Genomic DNA, 20,874 nt, shown 5'->3' on the forward strand with positions numbered 1-20,874 from the left:
CGACGTCGGTGTGGGGATCAGGACGGTGGACGAGATACACGTCCAGGTGGTCCGTCCCCAGCCGGCGCAGGCTGTCCTCCACGGCACGTGTGATCCACAGCCGGGAGGCGCCGCCCCTGTTGCGGTCGAGCGTGCCCGCGGACATCCGGCTCGCGACCTTAGACACCAGCACGGCGTCGTCGCGCCGTCCCTTCAGCGCCCGGCCGATGATCTCCTGCGACTCGCCCAAGGCGTACACGTCGGCGGTGTCGACGACGTTGACCCCGGCGTCCCGCGCCGTCGTCACCATGCGGTGGCACTCCGCCTCGTCGGTGTTGCCCCAGGCGCCGAACATCATCGACCCCAGACAGAGCTGACTCACCTCAATGCCTGTCCCACCCAGAATCCGGTAGTGCATGCCTGCCCTCGTCTTCCCAGCCGACGCCCTGTCGCTGTCCTCTCGCAGGCTCGCACAGCGGCAGGCCGCAAACCGATGTCGCGCGGGGCCAGCATCCCTGGCCTGCGTGTTGTGTCCGCAGCACATCGACCCGCGGGTGCTTGCGGACCTAGGCTCGAAGAAATCCGAACCACTCACCATGGAGGTACCGTGGCCACCGGCCTCACCTCGGCACGCTGGACTCACGTCGCGCTGCCGACCGGCGATCTCGACAAGGCGATCGCGTTCTACACCGCACTGACTCCGCTGGTCGTGGTCGAGCGGTTCAAGGACGCCGACGGCGAGAGCGTCTGGCTCTCCAACGACCAGCAGGCCGAGACACCGTTCGTGCTCGTCCTGGTGTCGTTCAACAAGGACAAGGGCAACCAGCTGGGCCTGCTGCACCCGTTCGCGCACCTCGGCATCGAGGTGCCGACGCGGGAGGACGTCGACGCGCTCGCGGACCGGGCCCGCGAGCTCGGCTGCCTGCACTGGGAGCCCCGCCAGATGCCCGAGCCCGTCGGCTACATCTGTGCCCTGAAGGACCCCGACGGCAACGTCGTCGAGATCTCCCACGACCAGCGCGTCTTCGACTCGGTCCGCAAGAAGTGGGGTTCGTCCTGAAGGACACCCGCGCCGCCGTCGAGGCGTACCTCGCGGCACTGAACGCGCACGACGCCGACGCCGTGGCCGCCTGCGTGGCCGAGGACTTCGTCAACGAGCACACATCGTCGATGGGACAGAGCCGCAAGGGCCGCGCCGAGTACCGCGCCGCGCTGACCGGGTTCCTCGAGAACTTCGGCGACCTGCACTACGCGCCCGAGAGCTTCCTCGTCGACGGCGAGTCGGCCGCGGTGCCGTACGTCATGACGTTCCGGATGCGTTCGGCGGGCGACCGCCCCGTACGCGTGCGCGGAGTCTTCGTGTTCACCGTCGCCGGCGGCCTCATCACGCGCCGCACGGACTACTGGGACAGCGGCGAGGTGCAGCGGCAGCTCGCCTGACGCCCCCGGCCGCAGCCCGGAACCAGCTTCCTGACACCCCGTCCGCCTCTCGTGCGGCGAGGTGCCGGTAGGCCCGTCGCCCCACCTGCGTATCGCTCTGCTTGACGCCGTCTTGCAGAGAAAGATGCCGTACAGCTTCGAGGTGGCGCGCCGGGCGATCGCCGACGGATTCCTGCCCGACATCCTCAGCTCCGACACCAGCGCCCGCAACTGGCGCGGCCCGGTGTTCGACCTGCCCACCAGCATCTCCAAGCTGGTCGCGCTCGGCGCGCCGCTGGAGGAGTGCATCCGGCGGGCCACCGTCGCCCCCACACAGCTGCTCGGGCTCGACACCGAGGGCTACGGGCGCCTGGCGGTCGGCGGACGGGCCGACGTCACGGTCGTCAATTGGACCGACGAGGTCACCCTGCCCGACGCCGCGGGCAACACGATCCTCGCGCCGCGCCTGGAGCCGACCGTCGTGCTGCACGCCGGCGCCGAGGTCGACATCGTGCCGTGGCGCGGTCTGCCGTCGGCGTGAGGCGCTCGCCCGTCCCGGGAGGATGCGATGACCGTGGGTGACGTCCATCTGCTGCTGCGGCGGCTGCGCGCGCCCCTGACGACGGAGGAACCCGCCGTCGGTACGTTCGTCAAGCTGGCCTCGCCCGACGTGGTGGAGTTCGCCGAGGCGGCCGGGTTCGCGTTCGTGGTCATCGACCTCGAACACTCGCCGCTCACCGAGCAGAACGCCGTCGACCTGGTGCGCCACGCGCATGCGTGCGGCTTGCCGGCCCTGGTCCGCGTGCCCGAGGTGGACGCCGCCGCCGTCAACCGGCTGCTGGAGGCCGGAGCGGCGGGCATCCAGCTGTCCATGCTCACCCGTGTCGCAGGCCGAGGCACTCGTGGCGGCGACCCGCTTTGCGCCCGCCGACCGCCGGTCGGTCAGCGTGGCCAACAGGGCCGCCCGGGTCGGTGCGGTCCCGTTGGCCTCCGTCCTGCGCGCCGAGCAGGACGACCCGCCGGTGCTGGGCGGCCAGATCGAGACGGCCGGCACCGATTCTCTGCCGGATCTGCTCGCCCCTCTCGACGTGTGCTTCGTCGGCAGCACCGACCTCGCGGCCGACCTGGGCCTGCTGGCGGATCCCGCAGTGCTGCGCAGTGCGTAGACCGGGTGCGCGAGGCCGCCCGCCTCGCGGCGGTGGCGTTCGGCGGCTGGGTGCAAGGCGCCCTGCGTGAACATCGACTTCTTCGTCCCGCCGTGGGCCGACCTGCTTCCCTGAACGAAAGGGAGTACGGGGCACCGGCGCTCGGACAGTCAAGGGCCTCCGGGCGGAGCGAATGCCACACGCATTCACTCGGGCCGGAGGCCTCCCGCGATCTGTCACACCGTCAGTACCGTGCAGATCACGACAGCCGGCCCGCCGCACTCCGCGGTGGGCCAGTCGATCCCATGAGTGCGTCAGCCCCCGTTGGGTGTGCCGTCCGAGGTGCCCAGCCGCTGTGACAGCGCGCGGGTGGTCTCCAGCAGCGCCTGGGCCATCGGCGACTTGACGTCGTCGGGGACGGTCGCCGTCGTGCCGACGACCGCGAGCGTGCCGCTGATCGTGTCGCCCTCGAAGATCGGCGCCGCGATGGTGCGGACCCCGTTGATGGCGGGGGAGTTGACCGACAGCCCATGCTGCCGGATGGCGGTGAGTTCCTCGGTGAGCTCGGACGACTTGCGGACCGAACGCGGCAGCGTCGGTACTTGGTCCGGGGGCAGGAACGTGAGGAAGATCCGTCCCTGCGCCGAGGAGGTCAGGTCGAGGCGCGAGCCGACCCGGACGCTGATGCGGACCATGTGGGCGGTGTTGTCCACCGAGCGCACCACGGTCGGCGACTCGCCGTCCCAGACCGACAGCACGATCGTCTCGTCGATGCGCCGGACCAGTTCCTCCATGTACGGCTCGGCGGCGGCGACGATCGGCAGGCCGGCCCGCGCGGCCGCAGCGAGCGTGAGCACCTGGGGGCCGAGGGAGTAGAGCGAGGTGCGCTCGTCGTAGCGCAGCAGGTTCGCCGCCCGCAGCGCCTTCGTGTAGCGGTGTGCGGTCGCCTTGCTCGCCCCGAGACGCGCGGTGATCTCGTTGAGACTCATGTGCGGCTTGCCGACCGTGAACGAGCCGAGGATCAGCGCCGCACGCTGCACCGTCTGGATGGTCGGCGCGGTCGTGTCGGGACCGCCTTGCTCGCCGGTGCCGGGCTGGGCCTTGGTGGCCATGGATTCTTGCTCCCGTCCCGTACTGAGGAAGGTGGTAAGACGTTGAATGGAACGTCGTATTGGACAGCGTAACGATGAGGGCTGTGCAAATGCGCGGGAAGTGCTGAGGTGCTCCTCCGTAGCGGGCCGCGGCGGTGAACGGGAGCCAGGCAATCACGCATCGGAGGAGTGCCCCGGCGTGAGCGAGCGTGCCGGGTCGAGCAGAGAGGCGATGTGGTTGACGGCGAGGGCCGCCTCGCCGAAGCCGATCGAGATGAGGCTGACCTTGCCATCGTGGTCGGCGATGTCGCCGGCCGCGAAGACGCGCTGCCGGTTCGTACGCATCGTGCGGTCGACGAGGATGCGCCGGCGGCGCAGCTCCAGTCCCCACTGCTCCATCGGGCCGAGATCGGCGATGAGCCGAGCGCGGCGACGACGGACTGGGCGGGCAGGCTGATGCGGTCGCCGTCCGAACCCGTGACCACCACCTCCGACAGCGACGCGTCGACCGACCCGTCGCCGGAGACCTTCTCGACCGCGTAGGGCGTCAGGACCCGCACGGACGATGCGTGCACCTGCTCGACGGTGCGTTCGTGGGCCCGGAACCGCGTACGTCGGTGCACGAGCGTCCACCGACGAGGCGATCGGCTCCAGCGACAACGCCCAGTCCAGCGCGGAGTCCCCGCCGCCGACCACCACCACGACGTACTGTCCTGCGAGTTCGTCCACCCGCGGCACGAAGTACCGCAGCCCCCGGCCCAGATGCTCGGAGTCCACCGGCAGCTCGCGGGGGACGAAGTTGCCGATTCCGCCGCAGACGAGCACCGCCCCCGCGGTGATCCGCGCGCCGGCGTCGGTGGTGGCGACGACGCCCTCGCCCGCGTCGTCGAGGTAGGTGCCCCCGTGCCCGAGCAGGTAGGTCGGGTTCCACCGCACCGGCCTGCTCGGCCAGCCGGTCCACCAGGTCCTGGCCGCGGACGGCGGGGAAGCCGGCCACGTCGTGGACGAGCTTCTCGGGGTACAGCCGCAAGCCCCGGCGGGACCTTGCGCAAGCCGGATCATCCCCGCGCCCGGTGACGCGCGTGAGTGCGTCGGGCCATCGGGCCGGCTGGCCGTCGGGCCGCCGCTCAGCGGCCGGCGGCCAGTGCCGCGAGGACGGCGCGGGTGAGGCGGGCGACGTAGGCGTCGTCGGTGGGTCCGCCGACCGCGAGCATCCTGAAGTACAGCGGGGCGCCGAACAGGTCGACGGCCAGGCCCATGTCGATGTCGGGCGGCAGCTCGCCGCGGTCGATCGCCTGGTGCAGCAGCGTCGCCACCGCGGCGCGCCGGGGAGCGAGCACCGCCGTGTGCAGCGCCGCGCTGAGCGAGGGGTTGCGGGCCGACTCGGCCACCAGGTCGGGGATGATCCGGCCGACGAGCGGATGGCTGAGGTCGGCCATGGTGTCCCGGACGAACCGTTCGACGTCGTCGTGCAGGGAGCCGGAGTCGGCTGTCGTGGGGAGGTGTTCGGCAGCGGCCTCGGAGACCAGCTCCACCACCATCGCCTCCTTGGAGGGCCAGCGGCGGTAGAGGGCCGCCTTGCCGACGCGGGCCCGGCGGGTCACGGCCTCCATCGACATCCGGGCGAACCCGGTCTCGGCCAGCTCCTCGAACACCGCCCGTCTGATCGTCTCGGTCACGGACTCCCGCAGGACCGCGGAGCCCGTGGCTCTGCGCTCGACGTCGTCGCGGCTGGTCGATTCCACTGCGCGAGATTAGCACCGGACGGAACGGTTGCGTTCCGTCCGGGCCGGGTGTACGTTCCGCGCAGAACGGAACGGCCCTGTTCCGTTCCGTCTTGGGAATGGGGGTCCCGGTGACGTTTCTCTTCGACGACGCGGCGTTCGCCTTCCAGGCGCTGCGCACGGCCGGGCACGCCGCCTACGCGGGCGCCGATCTCGGCGAGGTGCTGGCCGTCTGCCGCACCATCCCCGACGGCGACGTGGCGGCCTGGTGCCGGGAGTGGACAGCCGTCGGCGAACGCCTCCACCAGGTGGGTGCCGAGGCGCTCGCGGCCGGCCACCGGGTCAGCGCCCGCGAGGCCCTCCTGCGGGCCTCGAACTACTACCGGACCGCGGACTTCTTCCGTGTCGAGGACCGGGACTCCGACCCCGAGTCGGCCCGCCTCGCCCGGTACTCACGGCAGGCTTTCGCCCAGGCGGCGCACCTGTTCGACACCCCGGTCGTGCCCCTGCGGATCCCCTACGAGGACACCACCCTCCCGGGATACCTGTTCCTCGCGGACGACACAGGCCGTCGCCGTCCCACAGTGATCCACCACGGCGGCTACGACTCCACCCTGGAGGAGCTGTACTTCATGGTGGCCGGCGGGGCGCTGCGCCGCGGCTACCACGTCCTCGCCTTCGAAGGACCAGGCCAGCAGTCCGTCCGTCGGGAGCAGGGCCTGGTCTTCCGGCCGGACTGGGAACACGTGGTCACCCCCGTGGTGGACCACGCCCTGAGCCGTCGGGAGGTGGACCCTGAGAAGCTCGTGCTGTTCGGCACCAGCTTCGGCGGATTGCTGGCCGCTCGGGCCGCCGCCTTCGAAGGCCGCTTCGCGGCGTGCGTGCTGCACAACGGCGTGTACGACTTCTGCCAAGTGCCGCTCCGCGGCCTGCCGCCCCACCTGGCCGAGTGGGTGACGGACGGCCGGGACGACCTGGCCGGGCCCGCGCTGGCCGTCCGCATGGCCGAGAGCATCCAGGCGCGCTGGTTCGTCCGGCACGGTATGTGGGTCTTCGGCGCCAAGACACCCGCCGAGGCGCTGCGCGCCTGCGCGCCGTACCACCTCGACACCGCGGTCGAGCGCGTCACGTGTCCCACGCTCGTCCTCGACGCGGAGAACGACGAGGCCTTCCGCGGCGAGCCCCAACGCGTGCACGACGCCCTGCGCTGCGAGAAGGAACTGATGGTGTTCACCGCCGCCGAAGGGGCCGGCGAACACTGCCAGGAGGGCGCGGCGCTCCGCTTCCACCAGCGGGTCTTCGACTGGCTCGACGAACGTCTGGCCCGCGCATGACCGTCGGAACGAACACCAGGTCGGCCATGGCGGACGGCACCCGCCGCCGGGCCCGCACCGTCCTGGCCATGCTGGCGCTCTTCATCGTCGTCAACGCCGCCGACAAGGCGGTACTCGGCCTGACCGCGGGCCCCATCAAGGACGACCTCGGGCTCTCCGCCACCGAGTTCGGCACCATCGCCAGCAGCTTCTACCTCCTGTTCAGCCTCTCGGCCGTGTCGGTCGGCTTCCTCGGCGACCGCATCCGCCCCCGGCCCCTGCTCGCCGTGCTCGCCCTGGTCTGGGCGGTGGCGCAACTGCCGATCCTCCTCCCCGCCACCGGGTTCGGGGCGCTCGTCGCCACCCGGGTGGTGCTCGGTGCGGGCGAGGGGCCGGGCTTCCCGCTGGCCAACTACACGGCGTTCACCTGGTATCCCAAGAAGCGGCGCGCCCTGCCCTCGGCCGTCGTGGTCGCGGGCGGCGCGGGCGGCACCGTCCTGGCCGCCCCGCTGGTCGTCCTGGTCAGCAACACCCTCGGCTGGCGGGCCGCGTTCGGCCTGCTCGGGGCGGCCGGGCTGGTGTGGATGCTGGTCTGGCTGCGGATCGGTGGCGGCGGTCCGTACGCCGCACACCTGGGCCCCGGACCGGCAGGTGACGAACCGTCGGCACAGGACGTCCCGACGGACACCGCCGACGGAGAACGCCCCGCCGTCCCCTTCCGGCGCATCGTCACCACGGGCACCTGGCTCGGGGCGACCTTCGCCACCTTCACCGTCATGTGGACGCTCTCCTTGGGCTTCGCCTGGCTGCCGCTCTTCCTGGAGGACCAGGCGGGCTTCAGCGACGCGCAGATCAGCGGGATCGTCGGGCTGCCCGCCCTGTCCATGGCCGTCCTCGTCCTCACCGCGGGAGTCGTCGCGCACCGGCTGCTGCGGAAAGGGGTGTCCGCCCGGGTCGCGCAGGGACTGGTCGGCGCGCTGCTGCCACTCGTAGCCGGCGTGTGTCTGCTGCTCGTGACCCGGGCGGGTCCCGCCGCTCTGCTGCCGCTGCTGATCGTGGCGTTCTCCGCGGCCAACGGACAGACCCCGCTGACCAACGCGGCGATCGCGGACATCTGCCCGGTCGGCCGGCGCAGCGCCGCCCTGGGACTGTCGTACGCCCTCGCCGCCCTGTCCAGCCTGCTCGCCCCCTATGTCACGGGGCGGATCATCGACGCGGCACCCACCGAGGCCGTCGGCTACGGCCGGGCCTTCGACCTGGCCGCCTGCCTGCTGATCGCCGGTGCCGTGCTCTCGGCGCTCCTGATCCGGCCCGACCGGGACGCCCTCACCGTGCTCACCGCACACCCGGCGACGTCCAGCGCGTCCGCCACGCCCAGCGTGTCCCGTGGTGCATCCAGCGCGTCCGGCCCGGACGCGGAACCCTCAGCGAAGGAGTGACACCCGATGCCCGTAGACATCGCCGTCGTCCACGGGGCGCGTACCCCGATCGGCCGGTACAAGGGCGCGCTGAGCTCGGCTCCCGCGCACCGGCTGGGCGCCCTGGTGATCCGTGAGGCGGTCGTCCGCGGCGGGCTGGACCTCGGCGCCGTGAACGAGGTCGTCCTCGGCTGCGTGGGCCAGGTGGGCCCCGACGCGTTCAACGCCCGGCGTGCCGCCCTGGCCGCCGGACTGCCGGTGACGACCACCGCGTACAACGTCAACCGGCTGTGCGGGTCCGGCCTGCAGGCCGTCTGGTCGGCCGCGCAGAGCCTCGCCCTCGGCGAGGCCGACGTCGTCGTGGCGGGCGGCAACGAGTCGATGACCCGTCAGCCGCTGCTCGACTACAGCGAGCGGGCCCCCGACGAACTCCCGGGGAAGCCGACCATCGACGGCACTGTCTCCCTGGTCACCGATCCCTTCGGGCGCTACCCGATGGGGATGACCGGCGAGGTGGTGGCGGACCGGTACACCGTCTCGCGGCAGCGCCAGGACCGGTGGGCCGCCGAGAGCCAGCGCCGGGCCGCCGTCGCCATGGGCGAGGGACGCTTCGAGGAGCAGATCGTGCCTGTGGCGACCCCGGGCGGTGTCGTCGAGCGGGACGAGCATCCCCGGCCCGGCACCACGGCGGAGAAGCTGGCCGGGCTGGCTCCCGTGTTCTCGCAGAACGGCACCATCACCGCGGGGAACTCCGCCGGCATCAACGACGGTGCCGCCGCCGTGCTGCTCATGCGCTCGGCCGATCTCAGCCCCGGCTTGGCACCGCTGTGCCGGCTGCGCGACGCGGTCGTCACCGCGCTGGAGCCGGAGATCATGGGCGTCGCACCGGCCGACGCGATCCACCGCCTGCTGCGTCGCAACGGCCTCACGCTCGACGAGATCGACGTCATCGAACTCAACGAGGCGTTCGCGGCCCAGGTCCTGGCCGTCATGGACGGCCTCAAGCTCGATCCGGACCGCGTCAATCCGAACGGCGGGGCGATCGCCCTGGGCCATCCCATCGGCGCCACGGGCACCGTCCTGTTGCTCAAGGCGGCCCACGAACTGCGGCGGACCGGCGGCCGGTTGGCCGTGATCGCCCTGTGCATCGGCGGCGGCCAGGGCATCGCCGCACTGATCGAGAACCCGGGCGGGACCCCATGAACGCGGACGTCTGGGACCCCACGCCGGAGTTCACCGAACACGGCAACATCGCGGCCTTCTGCCGCAGGCACGGCATCGACGGCGGCTACCGCGCACTGCAGGCCAGGTCCGCCGCCGACCCCCCGTGGTTCTGGGAGCGCGCCCTGCCGGACATCGGCATCGTCTGGCACACACCGCCGACGCGCGTGTGCGACGACACCGGAGGCATCGCCTTCACCCGCTGGTTCCCGGGCGGACGCACCAACCTCGTGGACTCCTGTCTCCACCGCCATCTGCGGCAGGGGCGCGGGCAGGCTCCCGCACTGCGCTGGGAACGGGAGGACGGCAGCAGGGGAGTCCTCTCCTACGACGAGGTCGCCGCCCGCAGCGCCCGGGTGGCGGGCGGACTGCGCGCCCTCGGGGTCGTGGCGGGCGACCGGGTGGCCGGGTACCTGCCGCCCGGTCCCGAGGCCTTCGTCCTCCTCTTCGCCTGCGCGCACATCGGCGCCGTGCTGGTGCCGCTGTTCTCCGGCTTCGGCGCCGAGGCGATCGCCGTACGGCTCGTCGACGCCGGGGCGAAAATCCTGGTCACCGCGGCGGCCGTCACCCGGAACGGACGCCGGCACGACATGCAGACGGTGGCCCGTACGGCCCTGGAGAAGGCCACGTGCGTCCGTCGACTCGTCGTCGTTCCCGAGGAGCCGGGCACGCCACGGGACGCCTTGGAGTCATGTTCCTCCCAAGAAGCCGACGTGTCGCAGTGCGAGCCGGCCGCCCCGTCGGGTCGCACGACGACGACCTGGCACCGGCTCGCCGACGCCGAGCCCGCCGAGACCGTCTCCCTCCCCGCCGACGCCCCCTTCCTCCTGCTGCACACCTCGGGCACCACCGGCCGCCCCAAGGGCGCGATCCACACCCACGGCGGCTTCCCGGCCCAGGTCGGCAGCGAGACCCGGTACAACCTCGACCTGCGGCCGCACGACGTGGCGTTCTGGGTCACCGACCCCGGCTGGATCATGTTCCCGCTCGTCGCCGTGGGCGCCACCCTCGCCGGCGCGAGCGTCCTGGCGTACGAGGGTGCGATCGACCACCCGGACGTCACCCGCCTGTGGCGGCTGCTCGACGACCATCGGGTCACCGTCTTCGGCAGCTCGCCCAGCCTGTCCCGCATGCTGATGGGCCGCGACCCGCAACACCCGGCCGCGCCGTCCCGGCTTCGTGTCCTCGCTTCCACCGGCGAACCGTGGACGGAGGAGGCATGGCGCTGGTACTTCGCCGACTTCGGCGGCAAACGCTGCCCGGTGATCAATATCTGCGGCGGCACCGAGGTCGGCGGATCCCTGCTCGCCTCTGCGCCCACCCTGCCCCAGTCGCCGTGCGGCTTCTCGGGCCCCTGCCTGGGCATCGACGCGGCGATCGAGGACGACCAGGGCGCCGAGCCGCCCGAAGGACAGGTCGGCGAGCTGGTCGTACGGCGTTCCTGGCCGGGCATGACCCGGGGGCTGTGGCGGGCGCGTGAACGCTTCGCCCACACCTACTTCGGCCGCAGGCCGGGCCGCTGGTCCCACGGCGACCTCGTCTCGCGGACCGGCGAGGAGTGGTTCGTCCACGGCCGCCTCGACGACGTCATCAAGCTGGCCGGCAAACGCCTCGGACCCGCCGAGGCCGAGGACGCCGTCGCCGGCGACCCTGCCGTCGCCGAGGCGGCCGCGGTCGGGATACCGCACCCCGTCAAGGGCGAGGCACTGTGGTGCTTCGCGGTCCCGGCCGCCGGACGCACCCTCGGCGCACCGGAGGCCGAGCGGATCCGCGCACGGGTCGCCGACGCTCTCGGCGCCGCGTTCCGGCCCGGCCGGGTGGTCGCCGTTCCGGAGCTGCCCAGGACCCGCAACGGCAAGGTGATGCGGCGGCTCATCCGCAGCCTCGTCACCGGCGAGGCGCCCGGCGACCTGTCCACGCTCGTCAACCCGGCGTGCCTCGACGCGATCCGTACCGCCCTGCAGGACCAGTGACAGCGGGCAACCCGCCCACGGACCAAGGGAGTTCCATGCCGACGATCGACATCCTCCTGCCCGGCTTCGCCATCGACACCGACCAGGGCTATCCCGCCTTCTGCGGGGTGTTCCTGGTGCGCGGCCCGGACGCCGCCGGACGGGACCGGAACATCCTGGTCGACGCCGCCCACGTCGGCCGCCGCCCCTTCCTGTGGAACGCGCTCGCCGTACACGGCCTCGACGCCGAGGACATCGACACCGTCGTCCTCACCCACGCCCACTGGGACCACGTCCAGAACATCGACCTGTTCCCGCAGGCCACCCTGGTCCTCCACCCCGACGAGCGCCGGTACGCGCACACCCCGCACGCCAACGACTGGGCCACGCCCGCCTGGACGGGGCTGCTCCTCGAACAACTCCCCGTCCGCGAGGTCACGGACGGGGAGGAGATCATCCCGGGAGTGGACGTCATCGCACTTCCCGGCCACTCGCCCGGCAGCATCGGCGTGACCGTGCAGACCGAGCGGGGACGGGCCACCATCACCGGCGACGCCCTGCACTTCGCGTACGTCGCCCGCACCAAACGCAACCCCCTGGTCTTCTGGGACGCCGACCAGGCCGCCCGCAGTATCGAGCGGGTCCTGACCGTGTCCGACGTCATCTACCCGGGCCACGACCGGCCGTTCCGGCTCACCTCGGACGACGACATCGACTACCTGGAACCCTTCGCGCTCACCCTGACCGGACTGCGGCCCCAGACCCGAGGACTCCGCTTCGCCGACGCCTCGTCACGGCCGCTGTGGGTCATGCCGGGAGTCCAGGAGCAGCGCCCGCGCTACGAGAAGAACGCCGACGAGATCCAACGTCGCATCAGCCGGGTGCCGAAGGTGGTGCGCCCGGTTCCGCGACAAGCCGGGCCAGCGAAGGACTGAGCCGGTCGAAGAACGGGTCGGGCGCCTGGCGTGGGAAGAAGTGACCGCCGGGGACGGTCGTCAAGCGGAAGCTGTTTGCGTACCGCCCCCAGGCCCGCATCGCGTCCGGGGCCACGAGCGGGTCGTCGGCGCCCGCGAAGGCCTCGACATGGAGCGGCAGCCGGGCCTCCTCGTCGTCCGGGTCCGGGAGCCCGGCGCGCCGGTGGGTCGCGCAGATGCGCAGGTCGTCGCGGAGGATGGGCAGCAACACCCGCAGCCAGTCGTCCCGTCCGAGGAACTGCGGACTCAGACCGCCGAAGTCCACCAGCAGACGGGCCAGTTCACGGTCGTCGTACCGGTCGGCCGACGGCAGTGTCGACGACACGTGCGGCGCCGCGTACGCCCCGAGGAACAAGGCCTCGGGAGGGCGGCCCCCCTCCCGCAGCCGGGCCGCCGTCAGCGCGAAGGCCACCATCGCGCCCATGCTGTGGCCGTAGGCGGCCCAGGGCCCCTCGTCGAGCCGGGGCCCGAGCTCGCGCCCGAGAGCCTCGACGGCCTCGCCCGCGTCCTGGAAGCGGGGCTCGCGGTAGCGTGCCTCGCGGCCCGGCAACTGCACCGGCAGGACGTCGACGTCTGACGGCAGGCGCCCGGGCCACGCGTTGTAGAACGAGGCGCCGCCGCCCGCGTGATGGAAGCAGAACAGCCTGAGCCGGGCGTCCTCGCGGGGCGCCCGGCCGAGGCAGGACACCGCGGCCGTGGTGGTCATGCAGGGGCTCCGGCCGACGTACCGGCGAGGCGGCGGCGGGCGCGCAGGACCCGTACCCGGGCCGAGGCGGCCCGGCGTACGCCGTTCGCCGTGCCGGCCATGCGCAGCGCCTGCGACAGCAGCCAGAGCCGGGTCTCGGCCGCCTGCTCGGGCCGGGTGCCGAGGGCGTCGTTCTCCACCAGGCGCAGGTGCGGAACGGTCCGCTCCAGCAACCGGACGTCGGACGGCGGCGCGACCTCGTCGTCGCGGCTCGCGGCGTACGCGACCGAGGTACGCAGCCGGGCGAGCTCCGCCTCGTCCACGCCCCAGTCGGCGAGGGCGGCCGGGAGCCGGTCCACCGGCGTCCGCATCACATGCGACAGGGTCTGCGTCATCAGGCAAGGCAGCAGCGGGTGGTGGGCGGCGCGGAGGAAGACGTCGCGCACCGGGGCCCCGGCGATGGCCAGTCCCCGGATGCGGTCGTCCTCCAGCGCGTGCCGCAGGGCGAGGTGCCCGCCGAAGCTCAGGCCCACGACACAGGTGCGGGAGGCGTCGGCGGCACGGCCGAGCAGGTCGACGAGATGGATGAGCATGCGCGTGCTGTCCGTCCCGTAGGTGAGGGTGTTCTCGCCGACGCCGGGCAGTTCCGTGACCACGACGGCCGCGCCGAGCCGGTCGGCTCCGGCGAGCACCGGGGCCCACTGCTCCTTCGTACTGGTGACGCCGCCCAGGACGAGGATGAGCGGGAGCCTGTTGCGCTGGGACAGCCCGGCGGCCCAGCAGGCGAAGCCCGCCCCGTCGAAGGGCAGATCGAGCCGGGAGATGCCGCGGACTCGTTTGCGCCAGCGGTCGAAGGCCTCCACCCCGCCGTTCTGTGCCGCCTGCCGGGCGGGCCCGTCGACGTACGGGAAGCGGGCCATCGTGTAGGAGCGGACCGCGTCCAGATCGCGGCCGCGTGCCTCGGCCGCCTTGGCGAGCGACGACCACTCGCGGGTCCAGCCGCCGGGATCCTCGTCCTCGGCGCTCTCACTGACGTTCCGCAGCACCCGGTGGACGACATCCGCGGGGATGCCCTGGGCGTACGCGTGGGGGAGGGCGAACCTCCGCAACTCGGTCATGGGGATCATCGGGCCGTTCCCTTCTCTTCGAAGACGCGGGCCTCTTCCGGGACAACGGACGCGCCGTCGGCCTTCGGCCCGTCCCCACCGCCGGTGACGAGGCGGGCGAGGCCGGCCCGCATCCGCCTGCCGAGGCCGGGGGAGAGGACGATGTCCAGCCGGGTGTCGAGGAACAGGGCGTGGAAGTGCAGGCAGGCCTCGGGTTCGGCGGATACGGATACGGACGCGGGATCGGCCTGGGGCGTGGTCACCGGCCCATCACCACCTCGTACATCTGGCGGAACGTCCGGGTCTCCAGCAGGTCGACCACCGGGATGGGCCGGCCGACGAGGTTCTCCACGACGGTCACCAGCCGCAGCAGGAGCACCGAGTCCCAGTCGGGGAAGTCGTCCAGGGGCCGGTCGAGGTCCTCGGGCCGGATGGGCAGGCCGAGTTCCTCCTCCAGGAGGGTGCGGAACTCTTCGGCGTCGGCGAGGGCGGTGGTCATGTGGGGTCTCCGTCGAACGGCCCGAATGCGGCCTGCAGCCGCAGATGGGCGGGGGCGGGGGCGATGTCGACGAGGTCGTGCCGGAAGGCGACGGCGTCGGGATGGTCCGGGTCGGTGCCGGTGACGGCGAAGCCGTGTTCGGCGTAGAACGGGGCGAAGGCGGAGTTGCGGGGCGAGGGCACGAAGCGGCCCGTCACGGCGCTCGCGCCGGTGTCCCGGGCGAACTCCAGCACCGCCGCCACGCAGGCGCTTTCGATGCCCCGGGAGAACACCCGGCAGCTGAGGACGAAGTTGTCGATGCGCAGCACTTCTTTGTCGCGCCGCAGGAACAGGGCGCCAACCAGGCCGTGATCGCCGAACCGGTCACGCGCCCGCACCGCCAGCACGTACCCTCCGGGACGCTCCATCCGCTCTGCCACCTGGGGGACCTGAAGGCGTTCGGTGGCCAGGTGGAACTGGTTGGTGCGCAGCGTCAGCTGGGAGACCCGGGCGAGCTCCGACTCCTCGGGCGGGCGCAGGGCGACCTCGAGTCCGAGTCCTTCGAGATAGTCCTGGTAGGAGCCGAAGTCCTCGCGGAACTCCTGCCGCAGGGCCTCGGTGCGGTAGCGGCCGGCCCGCTCCAGGTCGGCCTCGGTGAGCTCGAACAGGTCGAACCAGCCGTCGGCGAGCAGCGCCGAGGGGTGCAGGGCGGGCTCGTCGTCCACCCTCACCACGGCGACCTCGGGCACCTGCTCGGCGACCAGCCCGCACTCGAAGAGGCTGTCGTCGACGAAGACGAAGCTGTCCAGGCCGAGCCCGAGCCGGTCGGCGATGTCGCGGAGATTGTCGTGCTTGGCCTTCCAGTTGGCGTTGACGCGGACGAAGTCGCCCTCGCGCAGCACCATGGCCGGATGGGTGCGCAGCGTCTCGCGCACCGTGTCCGTGTCGTTCTTGCTGCTGACCGCCAGCAGCACGCCCTGCGCGCCGAGTTGCCCGATCACCCGCTGGAACTCCTGGAAGGCCTCGCCTCTGAGACCGGCGCCGAGTTCGACGCCGCCGGCTCCGTCCTCGCCGAGGACCCCGCCCCACAGCGTCCCGTCCAGATCCAGCACCAGGCACTTGCGGGTGCGGCCCAGGCGGGCGCGGACGACGTGGGCGGCTTCCCGGGCGTAGGCGGCGAGCAGCGCGTCGGACAGCCGGGCCCGGGCGTACTGCGCGGTGCGGGGATCCCACGCGGGAACTCCTTCGGCCAGCAGCGGATCGAGGTCCACGGTGACCACGGAGGGGTGCTGCTCGGCGAGGGACAGCAGCCCGCGGTTGAAGTCCCGCCACACGGCGCCGAGCCGGGCGCGGGAACGCAGGTCGACCAGCTGGTGGGTGTGACGGCGGTGCAGGGGAACGGTGTTGAGGACGAGCAGGCCCCGCCCGGCCTCCTGGTGGGTGCGCACGGCACCGGCGACGAGCGAGAGCCGGGCCCGTGCCGCGGCCTCGACGTCCTCGACCCGCCAGGGCACGGTGACGTCGTCGAACACCATGTGCGCGTCGAGCAGGCAGAGCGTGAGCTGGGGCTGGTCGTCGCCGGCCGCCGCGGGCCGCATCAGATCCTGCAGATACGAGCCGTACGGCGCGACCTTCGCCTCCAACAGCATTCCGTGGCGGGCCAGTTCCGCGGTCAGGGGGGCGACCACCGGGGCCACCGTGGAGTGGCCGGTGACGGCGACGGTGACCACCGGCACGTCGGCGTGGCGGCACACCTCCTTGGGGTCGAGCCGGGCCAGCAGCTGGCCGGCGGCCGGCAGGTCGGTTGCGGGCATGCGCGCCAGCAGGGCCGGTACGCGGGTGTACTCGGCGGCGAGCGTGCCCGCCCGACGCAGGGCGCGCAGGGCGCCGAGAGCCTGCGCGTCGTGCCAGGCGCCGGACGCACCGAGCGTGTGGTTCTCGGTCTTGGTCATGACCGCTCCAGCGCGATACCGGACTTGATCCACTTGCTGGACTCGATGGCGACCGCGATCGCGCGCCCGGGACCGTCCCACTGCCGCAGCAGCTCGGCGAGCTGGAGGAACGGCAGGGCGTTGCCGTTGTTGCCGACGGTGCGCACCACGTTGACGCGGCGGGCGTCCGGGGCGGGCATGCCCGCGGAGATACGGTCGCTCATCCGGCCGGAGAGCTGCGGGGGCAGCAGGAAGTCCACCGCGCCGGCGCCCCAGCCGAGGTCGTCCAGCAGCTCCCAGAACATCTGCCCGGCCATGACCGGCACCGCCTCCTCGATCGCCTTGTAGTCCTCGAAGACCGCCGTGCGGTCGCTGTGCCGGTCGCCGAGCCCGAACCAGTCGATGACCTGGCCGGGTGCCCGGCCCAGGCCCACCAGCCGGTTGAGCACCTGCCGGATCTCGATGCCCTCGCCCATGGCCTCGGTGCTGAGCACGGCCGCCCCGGCCCCGTCGCCGAACAGCACGTAGTTGACGAGTTCGGCGGAGGTACGGCTGCCCGGGTCGAAGTCCGTCTCCAGATGCTTGGCGCACACGTCGCCGCCGATCACCAGCACGGTGGCGCAGCGCCCGGCCAGCAGCAGGGTGCGGGCCACGTCCAGGGCCTGTACGGCACCGGCGCAGCCGGACTGGAGCTGGTAGGTGGGCACGTTGTCGATGCCGAGCCGGTCCGCGACCAGGTTCACCGTGGCGGGCATCAGATGGTCCGGGGTGGCGGTGCCCATGACGATGCCGTCAACGTCGCCAGGCTCCAGGCCGGCCTCCGCCAGCGCCCGGTCGGCGGCGGTCGTCGCGATGTCGGCCAGGCTGTGCCGGACCTGGCCGGTCGCCAGGTCGACGGCGAAGTACCGGCTGGTGTTGCCGATGAACATCTCGGCCCAGGTCTCGTCGACGCCGACGAGCTTGGCCAGGGTCGCGTTGTCCACCGGGTCGCCGGGCAGGCAGGTGCCGACCGAGGCCAGGTACGCGGTGGGAGGCGCCATCAGCGTGTTCCTTCCGGAGTCACGGGTACGGGGGTGACGGAGCTGTCGTCGAGTTGGCCGCGCAGGTAGCCGACGAGGTCGGCCACGGTGCGCAGGCTGGCGAGCAGGTCCTCGATCGGGAGCGGTCCGAGCCGCGGCAGCGCGTCCTCGATCCGGGTCTTCAGCTCCATGACCCGGATCGAGTCGAAGCCCAGGTCTTCGTGGAGCCGGTCGTGGTCGTGCACCTGCGCCGGGTCGTGCCCGCCGACCCGGCACACCAGACGCCGGGTCAGGGCGGCGAGGGAGTCGGGCAGTTCCCCCGCCGACGCCGACGGGGACGATTCCCCGCGGTCCGCGCCACTCGGTACCGCCGTGGTGTCCGCGCCAGGGGGGACGGACGACGCGGACGGTTCCACAAGCCTCGGGGCGCTGCCCGAACGCCAGGAGCGGAACGACTCGTCGAACAGGTACGGCGGCAGCCGACGGGGCACCCGGTCCGCATCGGCGTACAGCAGGTCCCAGTCCGGGGTGAGACCGGCGCACCACAGCTCCCCGAACAACTCCTGGGGGCGGTGTCCGGGGGCGTGCTCGCCCGGGTGCGCGCTGTGCAGGCTCACGGCATGGTCACCGTCCGCCCGCAGCCGCGACAGCAGCGGGGTCAGCACCGCGCGCGGACCGATCTCCACCACATGGGTGACACCGCCGGCGAGGAGCGCGTCCGCGGCCTCGGCGAACCGGACCGGCTCGGTGATCTGCCGCGCCCAGTAGTCGGCGTCCATGGTCTCCTCGCCGCTCAGCTCACGGCCGTGGACCGTCGAGAACACCGGAAGGGCCGGCCGCCGGTCGGACACGTCCGCGCACTCCCGGCGGAACTCCTCGACCACGGGCCGCATCAGCGGCGAGTGGAAGGCATGAGAGACGGTGAGCCGCCGCACGGGCACCTTGCGCCCGGCCAACTCCGCTTCCACTGCGGCCAGTTCGCCCAGGTCCCCGGAGATCACTGTGCTGCGCGGACCGTTGACCGCGGCCACGCCCAGTCGTGCCCGCCCCGCCAGCAGCGGTTCCACCTCGGCCGCGGCGAGGCCCACCGCGAGCATCCCGCCGTCCTCGGGGAGCTTCTCCATCAGTGCCCCGCGCCGGGCGACCAGTCGCGCCGCGTCCGCCACGTCCAGCGCCCCGGCCGCGCACGCGGCGGCGAACTCGCCGATGCTGTGCCCGATCACGTACGACGGCCTGATCCCGGCCTCGGTCAGGGTGGCGGCCATCGCATACCCGACGGCGAACAGCGCCGGCTGCGCCAGCCGCGCGCGCTGGATCTCCGCGTCGCCGTCGAGTATGAGGTCGCGCACGGACACTCCGGTGTGCGGGGCGATCAACTGGTCGATCTCGTCGAGGTGGCGCGCGTAGGCCGGGCACGACCGGTACCAGGACGCGGTCATACGGGGGTGCTGGGCGCCCTGGCCCGTGAAGGCGAACGCCACCGACGGCACGCCACGCCGCCCGCCGTCCTCCCGCGCGGTCTCGTCGGCGTGCTCCGCGGCCTTGCGCAACCCTGCGACCAGCGTGGGCAGATCGCCCGCGGCCACGGACGCCCGGTGCGGCAGCCGGGACTTGACGCGGTTGCTGGTCCAGCACAGTTGCGCCAGCTGGTTCCCGGGACGGCGGGCCAGGGCATCGGCCTGCGCCAGCAGATTCGCCCGCAGCCGCTGCGGGGTGCGGGCCGAGACCGTGAACACGCCCGGCGCCGCGGACCTGCCGCGGTGGACCGCGCGGGGCGCGGAGGCCAGCACCGCGTGCGCGTTGCTGCCGCCCATGCCGAAACTGCTCACCGCGGCGTGCACGGTGCCGGACGGCAGCTTGAGCGGCGACCTCAGCAGGGACAGCCGCCGCCCGGACAGGTCCAGCCTCGGGTTCTCGTCGTCCGCGAACCGGCTCGGCGGCACCGTGCGGTGGTGCAGCGCGAGGACGGCCTTGATGAGCCCGGCGATCCCGGCCGCGCCCTCCGCGTGCCCGAAGTTGCTCTTGACCGAGCCCAGCGCGACGCTGCCGCCGCTGCGGCCACTGGTCAGCTCACCGAGCGCCTGAGCCTCGATGAAGTCGCCGAGCAAGGTCCCGGTGCCGTGCGCCTCCACGAAGCGGACGTCGTCGGCGGTGACGCCGGCCCGCTGCCACACGGACTCGATCAGCTGCTGCTGCGCCCAGCGGTTGGGCGCCGTGATGCCGTTGCTGCGCCCGTCCTGGTTGATCCCGGTCTCCTTCAGCACCGCGTACACCGGCTGACGGTCCGCCAGGGCGTCGCTCAGCCTGCGCAGCACCAGCACCGCCACGCCCTCGGCCCGGCCGATCCCGTCGGCCGAGGCGCTGAACGGTTTGCAGCGGCCGTCCGGCGCCGACAGGCCGGCCTGGTTGTAGAAGATGTTGATGACCGGCGTCATGATCAGGTTCGTGCCGGCCGCGAGGGCGTGGTCGCACTCTCCGGCGCGCAGCGCGTTCACCGCGAGGTGGACGGCGACGAGCGAGGAGGAGCAGGCCGTGTCCACCGCGAGGCTGGGGCCTTTGAGGTCGAGGTGGTACGAGACGCGGTTGGCGCCCATGAAGTAGCCGTTGCCCAAGCCGTGGCGGGCGGTGATCCGGTCGTAGTCGGCGAGTTGCAGGAACGCCCACTCGTTGGCCATCACGCCGACGAACACGCCGGTGTCGGTGCCGGCCAGGTCCTGCGGGGCGAGCGCGGCGTCCTCGACGGCCCGCCACGCGCACTGCAGCAGCAGCCGTTGCTGCGGGTCCATGGCGGCGGCCTCGCGCGGCGCGATCCCGAAGAAGCCGGGGTCGAAGGCATCGGGGTCGGCGATGAAGCCGCCGCGCACCGTGTTGCTGCGGCCCGGCGGCCGGGCCTCCTGGGCGGTGTGCGGTGCAACGGCGTGGTAGCGGTCGGCGTCCCAGCGCTGTTCGGGCACGCGGTCCGTGCCGTCGCGTCCGTCCATGAGGAGCGACCAGTACTCCTGCGCGTCGCGGGCGCCGGGGAAGCGGCAGTCGATGCCGACGACCGCGACGGGTTCACGCTCGGTCATGAGGGGGCCTCGTCGTGCTTCGCCTTGTCGGCCAGGCGTTCGGCGAGGTGACCGGTGATCGCATGGACGGTCGGGAAGTCGTACGCGATGGTGGGCGCGACCGGGAGCCGGTAGCGCTCCTCGATCTCGCCGCAGATGCTGATGGCCGCGACCGAGTCGATGCCGTAGTCGGCGAGCGGGGTGTCGGGGTCGACCTCGTCGGGCGCCCGGTGCAGGTGGAAGGCCACCCGTTCGGTCAGCCACAGGTCGAGGTCGGGAGCGTTCCCGTGCGGCACGGAACGCTCCACGGGCCGGCGGGCCGGGGCGGTGTGCGTGGTGGGGGCGATGCTCATGGCCTACTTCTCTCTCGGG

20 protein-coding genes and 2 pseudogenes are annotated in these 20,874 nt (G+C 72.6%); 10 read left to right on the plus strand and 12 right to left on the minus strand.

Translation table 11 applies throughout. From position 1 onward, the window contains the following. Nucleotides 1–25 precede the first annotated feature (25 nt). Nucleotides 26–577: pseudogene (locus tag QFZ76_RS45940) on the minus strand (aldo/keto reductase); the annotation flags it as partial. A 9-nt stretch (nucleotides 578–586) separates the two neighbouring features. On the opposite strand from QFZ76_RS45940, the gene QFZ76_RS45945 reads away from it, so the two are divergent. The 5 genes and pseudogenes from QFZ76_RS45945 (at nucleotide 587) to QFZ76_RS45960 (ending at nucleotide 2,564) form a co-directional block, all read left to right on the plus strand. Then, nucleotides 587–1,039, plus strand: coding sequence for a VOC family protein (locus tag QFZ76_RS45945; RefSeq protein ID WP_307679273.1), 453 nt, complete (start codon nucleotides 587–589; stop codon nucleotides 1,037–1,039). Next, nucleotides 1,024–1,419, plus strand: coding sequence for a nuclear transport factor 2 family protein (locus tag QFZ76_RS45950; protein ID WP_307679274.1), 396 nt, complete (start codon nucleotides 1,024–1,026; stop codon nucleotides 1,417–1,419). The genes QFZ76_RS45945 and QFZ76_RS45950 overlap by 16 nt, the downstream gene beginning before the upstream one ends. Nucleotides 1,420–1,543: 124 nt before the next feature. Next, on the plus strand, nucleotides 1,544–1,939 hold the full coding sequence (locus QFZ76_RS45955) for a hypothetical protein (protein WP_307679275.1): 396 nt from the start codon (nucleotides 1,544–1,546) through the stop codon (nucleotides 1,937–1,939). A 27-nt stretch (nucleotides 1,940–1,966) separates the two neighbouring features. Beyond that, a pseudogene (locus QFZ76_RS52005) lies at nucleotides 1,967–2,260 on the plus strand (aldolase/citrate lyase family protein); the annotation flags it as partial. Between the two features lie 19 nt (nucleotides 2,261–2,279). After that, nucleotides 2,280–2,564: a hypothetical protein gene (locus QFZ76_RS45960; protein WP_307679276.1), complete on the plus strand. Its 285-nt coding sequence runs from the start codon at nucleotides 2,280–2,282 to the stop codon at nucleotides 2,562–2,564. Nucleotides 2,565–2,857: 293 nt separating this feature from the next. Here QFZ76_RS45960 and QFZ76_RS45965 read toward each other — a convergent pair whose 3' ends face one another. The 3 genes from QFZ76_RS45965 to QFZ76_RS45975 form a co-directional block, all read right to left on the minus strand. Further along, nucleotides 2,858–3,655 (minus strand): IclR family transcriptional regulator, encoded by a 798-nt coding sequence (locus QFZ76_RS45965; protein ID WP_307679277.1) that lies wholly within the window; start codon nucleotides 3,653–3,655, stop codon nucleotides 2,858–2,860. A 153-nt stretch (nucleotides 3,656–3,808) separates the two neighbouring features. After that, a complete protein-coding gene (locus tag QFZ76_RS45970; RefSeq protein WP_307679278.1) occupies nucleotides 3,809–4,570 on the minus strand; it encodes an FAD-dependent oxidoreductase in 762 nt (253 codons plus the stop codon). Between the two features lie 191 nt (nucleotides 4,571–4,761). Then, nucleotides 4,762–5,379, minus strand: a complete 618-nt coding sequence (locus tag QFZ76_RS45975) for a TetR/AcrR family transcriptional regulator (RefSeq protein ID WP_307679279.1) — start codon at nucleotides 5,377–5,379, stop codon at nucleotides 4,762–4,764. Nucleotides 5,380–5,489: 110 nt separating this feature from the next. On the opposite strand from QFZ76_RS45975, the gene QFZ76_RS45980 reads away from it, so the two are divergent. Genes QFZ76_RS45980 through QFZ76_RS46000 form a run of 5 tightly spaced genes read left to right on the plus strand, consistent with a single transcriptional unit; the run spans nucleotide 5,490 to nucleotide 12,197 of the window. Next, on the plus strand, nucleotides 5,490–6,692 hold the full coding sequence (locus QFZ76_RS45980; RefSeq protein ID WP_307679280.1) for a S9 family peptidase: 1,203 nt from the start codon (nucleotides 5,490–5,492) through the stop codon (nucleotides 6,690–6,692). Further along, entirely contained in the window at nucleotides 6,689–8,110 is a 1,422-nt protein-coding gene (locus QFZ76_RS45985) for an MFS transporter (protein ID WP_307679281.1), read from the plus strand. The genes QFZ76_RS45980 and QFZ76_RS45985 overlap by 4 nt, the downstream gene beginning before the upstream one ends. A 6-nt stretch (nucleotides 8,111–8,116) precedes the next feature. Beyond that, entirely contained in the window at nucleotides 8,117–9,292 is a 1,176-nt protein-coding gene (locus tag QFZ76_RS45990) for a thiolase family protein (protein ID WP_307679282.1), read from the plus strand. Then, entirely contained in the window at nucleotides 9,289–11,283 is a 1,995-nt protein-coding gene (locus QFZ76_RS45995) for an AMP-binding protein (protein ID WP_307679283.1), read from the plus strand. The genes QFZ76_RS45990 and QFZ76_RS45995 overlap by 4 nt, the downstream gene beginning before the upstream one ends. Before the next feature lie 35 nt (nucleotides 11,284–11,318). Further along, entirely contained in the window at nucleotides 11,319–12,197 is an 879-nt protein-coding gene (locus tag QFZ76_RS46000; RefSeq protein WP_307679284.1) for an MBL fold metallo-hydrolase, read from the plus strand. Here the strand turns inward: QFZ76_RS46000 and QFZ76_RS46005 are convergent. The 8 genes from QFZ76_RS46005 to QFZ76_RS46040 are packed head-to-tail and all read right to left on the minus strand — an operon-like array spanning nucleotide 12,136 to nucleotide 20,855. After that, the gene (locus QFZ76_RS46005) at nucleotides 12,136–12,942 is read right to left on the minus strand and encodes a thioesterase II family protein (protein ID WP_307679285.1); all 807 of its coding nucleotides are present in this window, start codon (nucleotides 12,940–12,942) and stop codon (nucleotides 12,136–12,138) included. The two genes, QFZ76_RS46000 and QFZ76_RS46005, sit on opposite strands and share 62 nt — an antisense overlap. Continuing rightward, a complete protein-coding gene (locus QFZ76_RS46010; RefSeq protein WP_307679286.1) occupies nucleotides 12,939–14,048 on the minus strand; it encodes an alpha/beta fold hydrolase in 1,110 nt (369 codons plus the stop codon). Before QFZ76_RS46010 ends, QFZ76_RS46005 begins: the two co-directional genes overlap by 4 nt. Continuing rightward, complete coding sequence (locus tag QFZ76_RS46015; RefSeq protein WP_307679287.1) at nucleotides 14,045–14,290, minus strand: hypothetical protein; 246 nt, start codon at nucleotides 14,288–14,290, stop codon at nucleotides 14,045–14,047. Before QFZ76_RS46015 ends, QFZ76_RS46010 begins: the two co-directional genes overlap by 4 nt. Beyond that, the gene (locus QFZ76_RS46020) at nucleotides 14,287–14,526 is read right to left on the minus strand and encodes a phosphopantetheine-binding protein (RefSeq protein WP_307679288.1); all 240 of its coding nucleotides are present in this window, start codon (nucleotides 14,524–14,526) and stop codon (nucleotides 14,287–14,289) included. Before QFZ76_RS46020 ends, QFZ76_RS46015 begins: the two co-directional genes overlap by 4 nt. Continuing rightward, nucleotides 14,523–16,457 (minus strand): HAD-IIIC family phosphatase, encoded by a 1,935-nt coding sequence (locus QFZ76_RS46025; RefSeq protein WP_307679289.1) that lies wholly within the window; start codon nucleotides 16,455–16,457, stop codon nucleotides 14,523–14,525. Before QFZ76_RS46025 ends, QFZ76_RS46020 begins: the two co-directional genes overlap by 4 nt. Next, a complete protein-coding gene (locus tag QFZ76_RS46030; protein ID WP_266451672.1) occupies nucleotides 16,454–17,476 on the minus strand; it encodes a 3-oxoacyl-ACP synthase III family protein in 1,023 nt (340 codons plus the stop codon). Before QFZ76_RS46030 ends, QFZ76_RS46025 begins: the two co-directional genes overlap by 4 nt. Beyond that, nucleotides 17,476–20,523: a type I polyketide synthase gene (locus QFZ76_RS46035; RefSeq protein WP_307679290.1), complete on the minus strand. Its 3,048-nt coding sequence runs from the start codon at nucleotides 20,521–20,523 to the stop codon at nucleotides 17,476–17,478. The genes QFZ76_RS46030 and QFZ76_RS46035 overlap by 1 nt, the downstream gene beginning before the upstream one ends. After that, nucleotides 20,520–20,855 carry an acyl carrier protein gene (locus tag QFZ76_RS46040; protein ID WP_307679291.1) on the minus strand — a complete coding sequence of 112 codons (336 nt, stop codon included), beginning with the start codon at nucleotides 20,853–20,855 and terminating at the stop codon, nucleotides 20,520–20,522. Before QFZ76_RS46040 ends, QFZ76_RS46035 begins: the two co-directional genes overlap by 4 nt. Nucleotides 20,856–20,874: the final 19 nt, after the last annotated feature.

Source organism: Streptomyces sp. V4I2 (assembly GCF_030817655.1).
Lineage (GTDB): Bacteria > Actinomycetota > Actinomycetes > Streptomycetales > Streptomycetaceae > Streptomyces > Streptomyces plumbiresistens.

Coding starts and splice junctions, on each gene's coding strand:
- QFZ76_RS45955 (WP_307679275.1), top strand. CDS start 1,544: ATGCCGTACAGCTTCGAGGTGGCGCGCCGGGCGATCGCCGACGGATTC.
- QFZ76_RS45965 (WP_307679277.1), bottom strand. CDS start 3,655: ATGGCCACCAAGGCCCAGCCCGGCACCGGCGAGCAAGGCGGTCCCGAC.
- QFZ76_RS45985 (WP_307679281.1), top strand. CDS start 6,689: ATGACCGTCGGAACGAACACCAGGTCGGCCATGGCGGACGGCACCCGC.
- QFZ76_RS45990 (WP_307679282.1), top strand. CDS start 8,117: ATGCCCGTAGACATCGCCGTCGTCCACGGGGCGCGTACCCCGATCGGC.
- QFZ76_RS45995 (WP_307679283.1), top strand. CDS start 9,289: ATGAACGCGGACGTCTGGGACCCCACGCCGGAGTTCACCGAACACGGC.
- QFZ76_RS46000 (WP_307679284.1), top strand. CDS start 11,319: ATGCCGACGATCGACATCCTCCTGCCCGGCTTCGCCATCGACACCGAC.
- QFZ76_RS46005 (WP_307679285.1), bottom strand. CDS start 12,942: ATGACCACCACGGCCGCGGTGTCCTGCCTCGGCCGGGCGCCCCGCGAG.
- QFZ76_RS46010 (WP_307679286.1), bottom strand. CDS start 14,048: ATGATCCCCATGACCGAGTTGCGGAGGTTCGCCCTCCCCCACGCGTAC.
- QFZ76_RS46020 (WP_307679288.1), bottom strand. CDS start 14,526: ATGACCACCGCCCTCGCCGACGCCGAAGAGTTCCGCACCCTCCTGGAG.
- QFZ76_RS46025 (WP_307679289.1), bottom strand. CDS start 16,457: ATGACCAAGACCGAGAACCACACGCTCGGTGCGTCCGGCGCCTGGCAC.
- QFZ76_RS46030 (WP_266451672.1), bottom strand. CDS start 17,476: ATGGCGCCTCCCACCGCGTACCTGGCCTCGGTCGGCACCTGCCTGCCC.
- QFZ76_RS46035 (WP_307679290.1), bottom strand. CDS start 20,523: ATGACCGAGCGTGAACCCGTCGCGGTCGTCGGCATCGACTGCCGCTTC.
- QFZ76_RS46040 (WP_307679291.1), bottom strand. CDS start 20,855: ATGAGCATCGCCCCCACCACGCACACCGCCCCGGCCCGCCGGCCCGTG.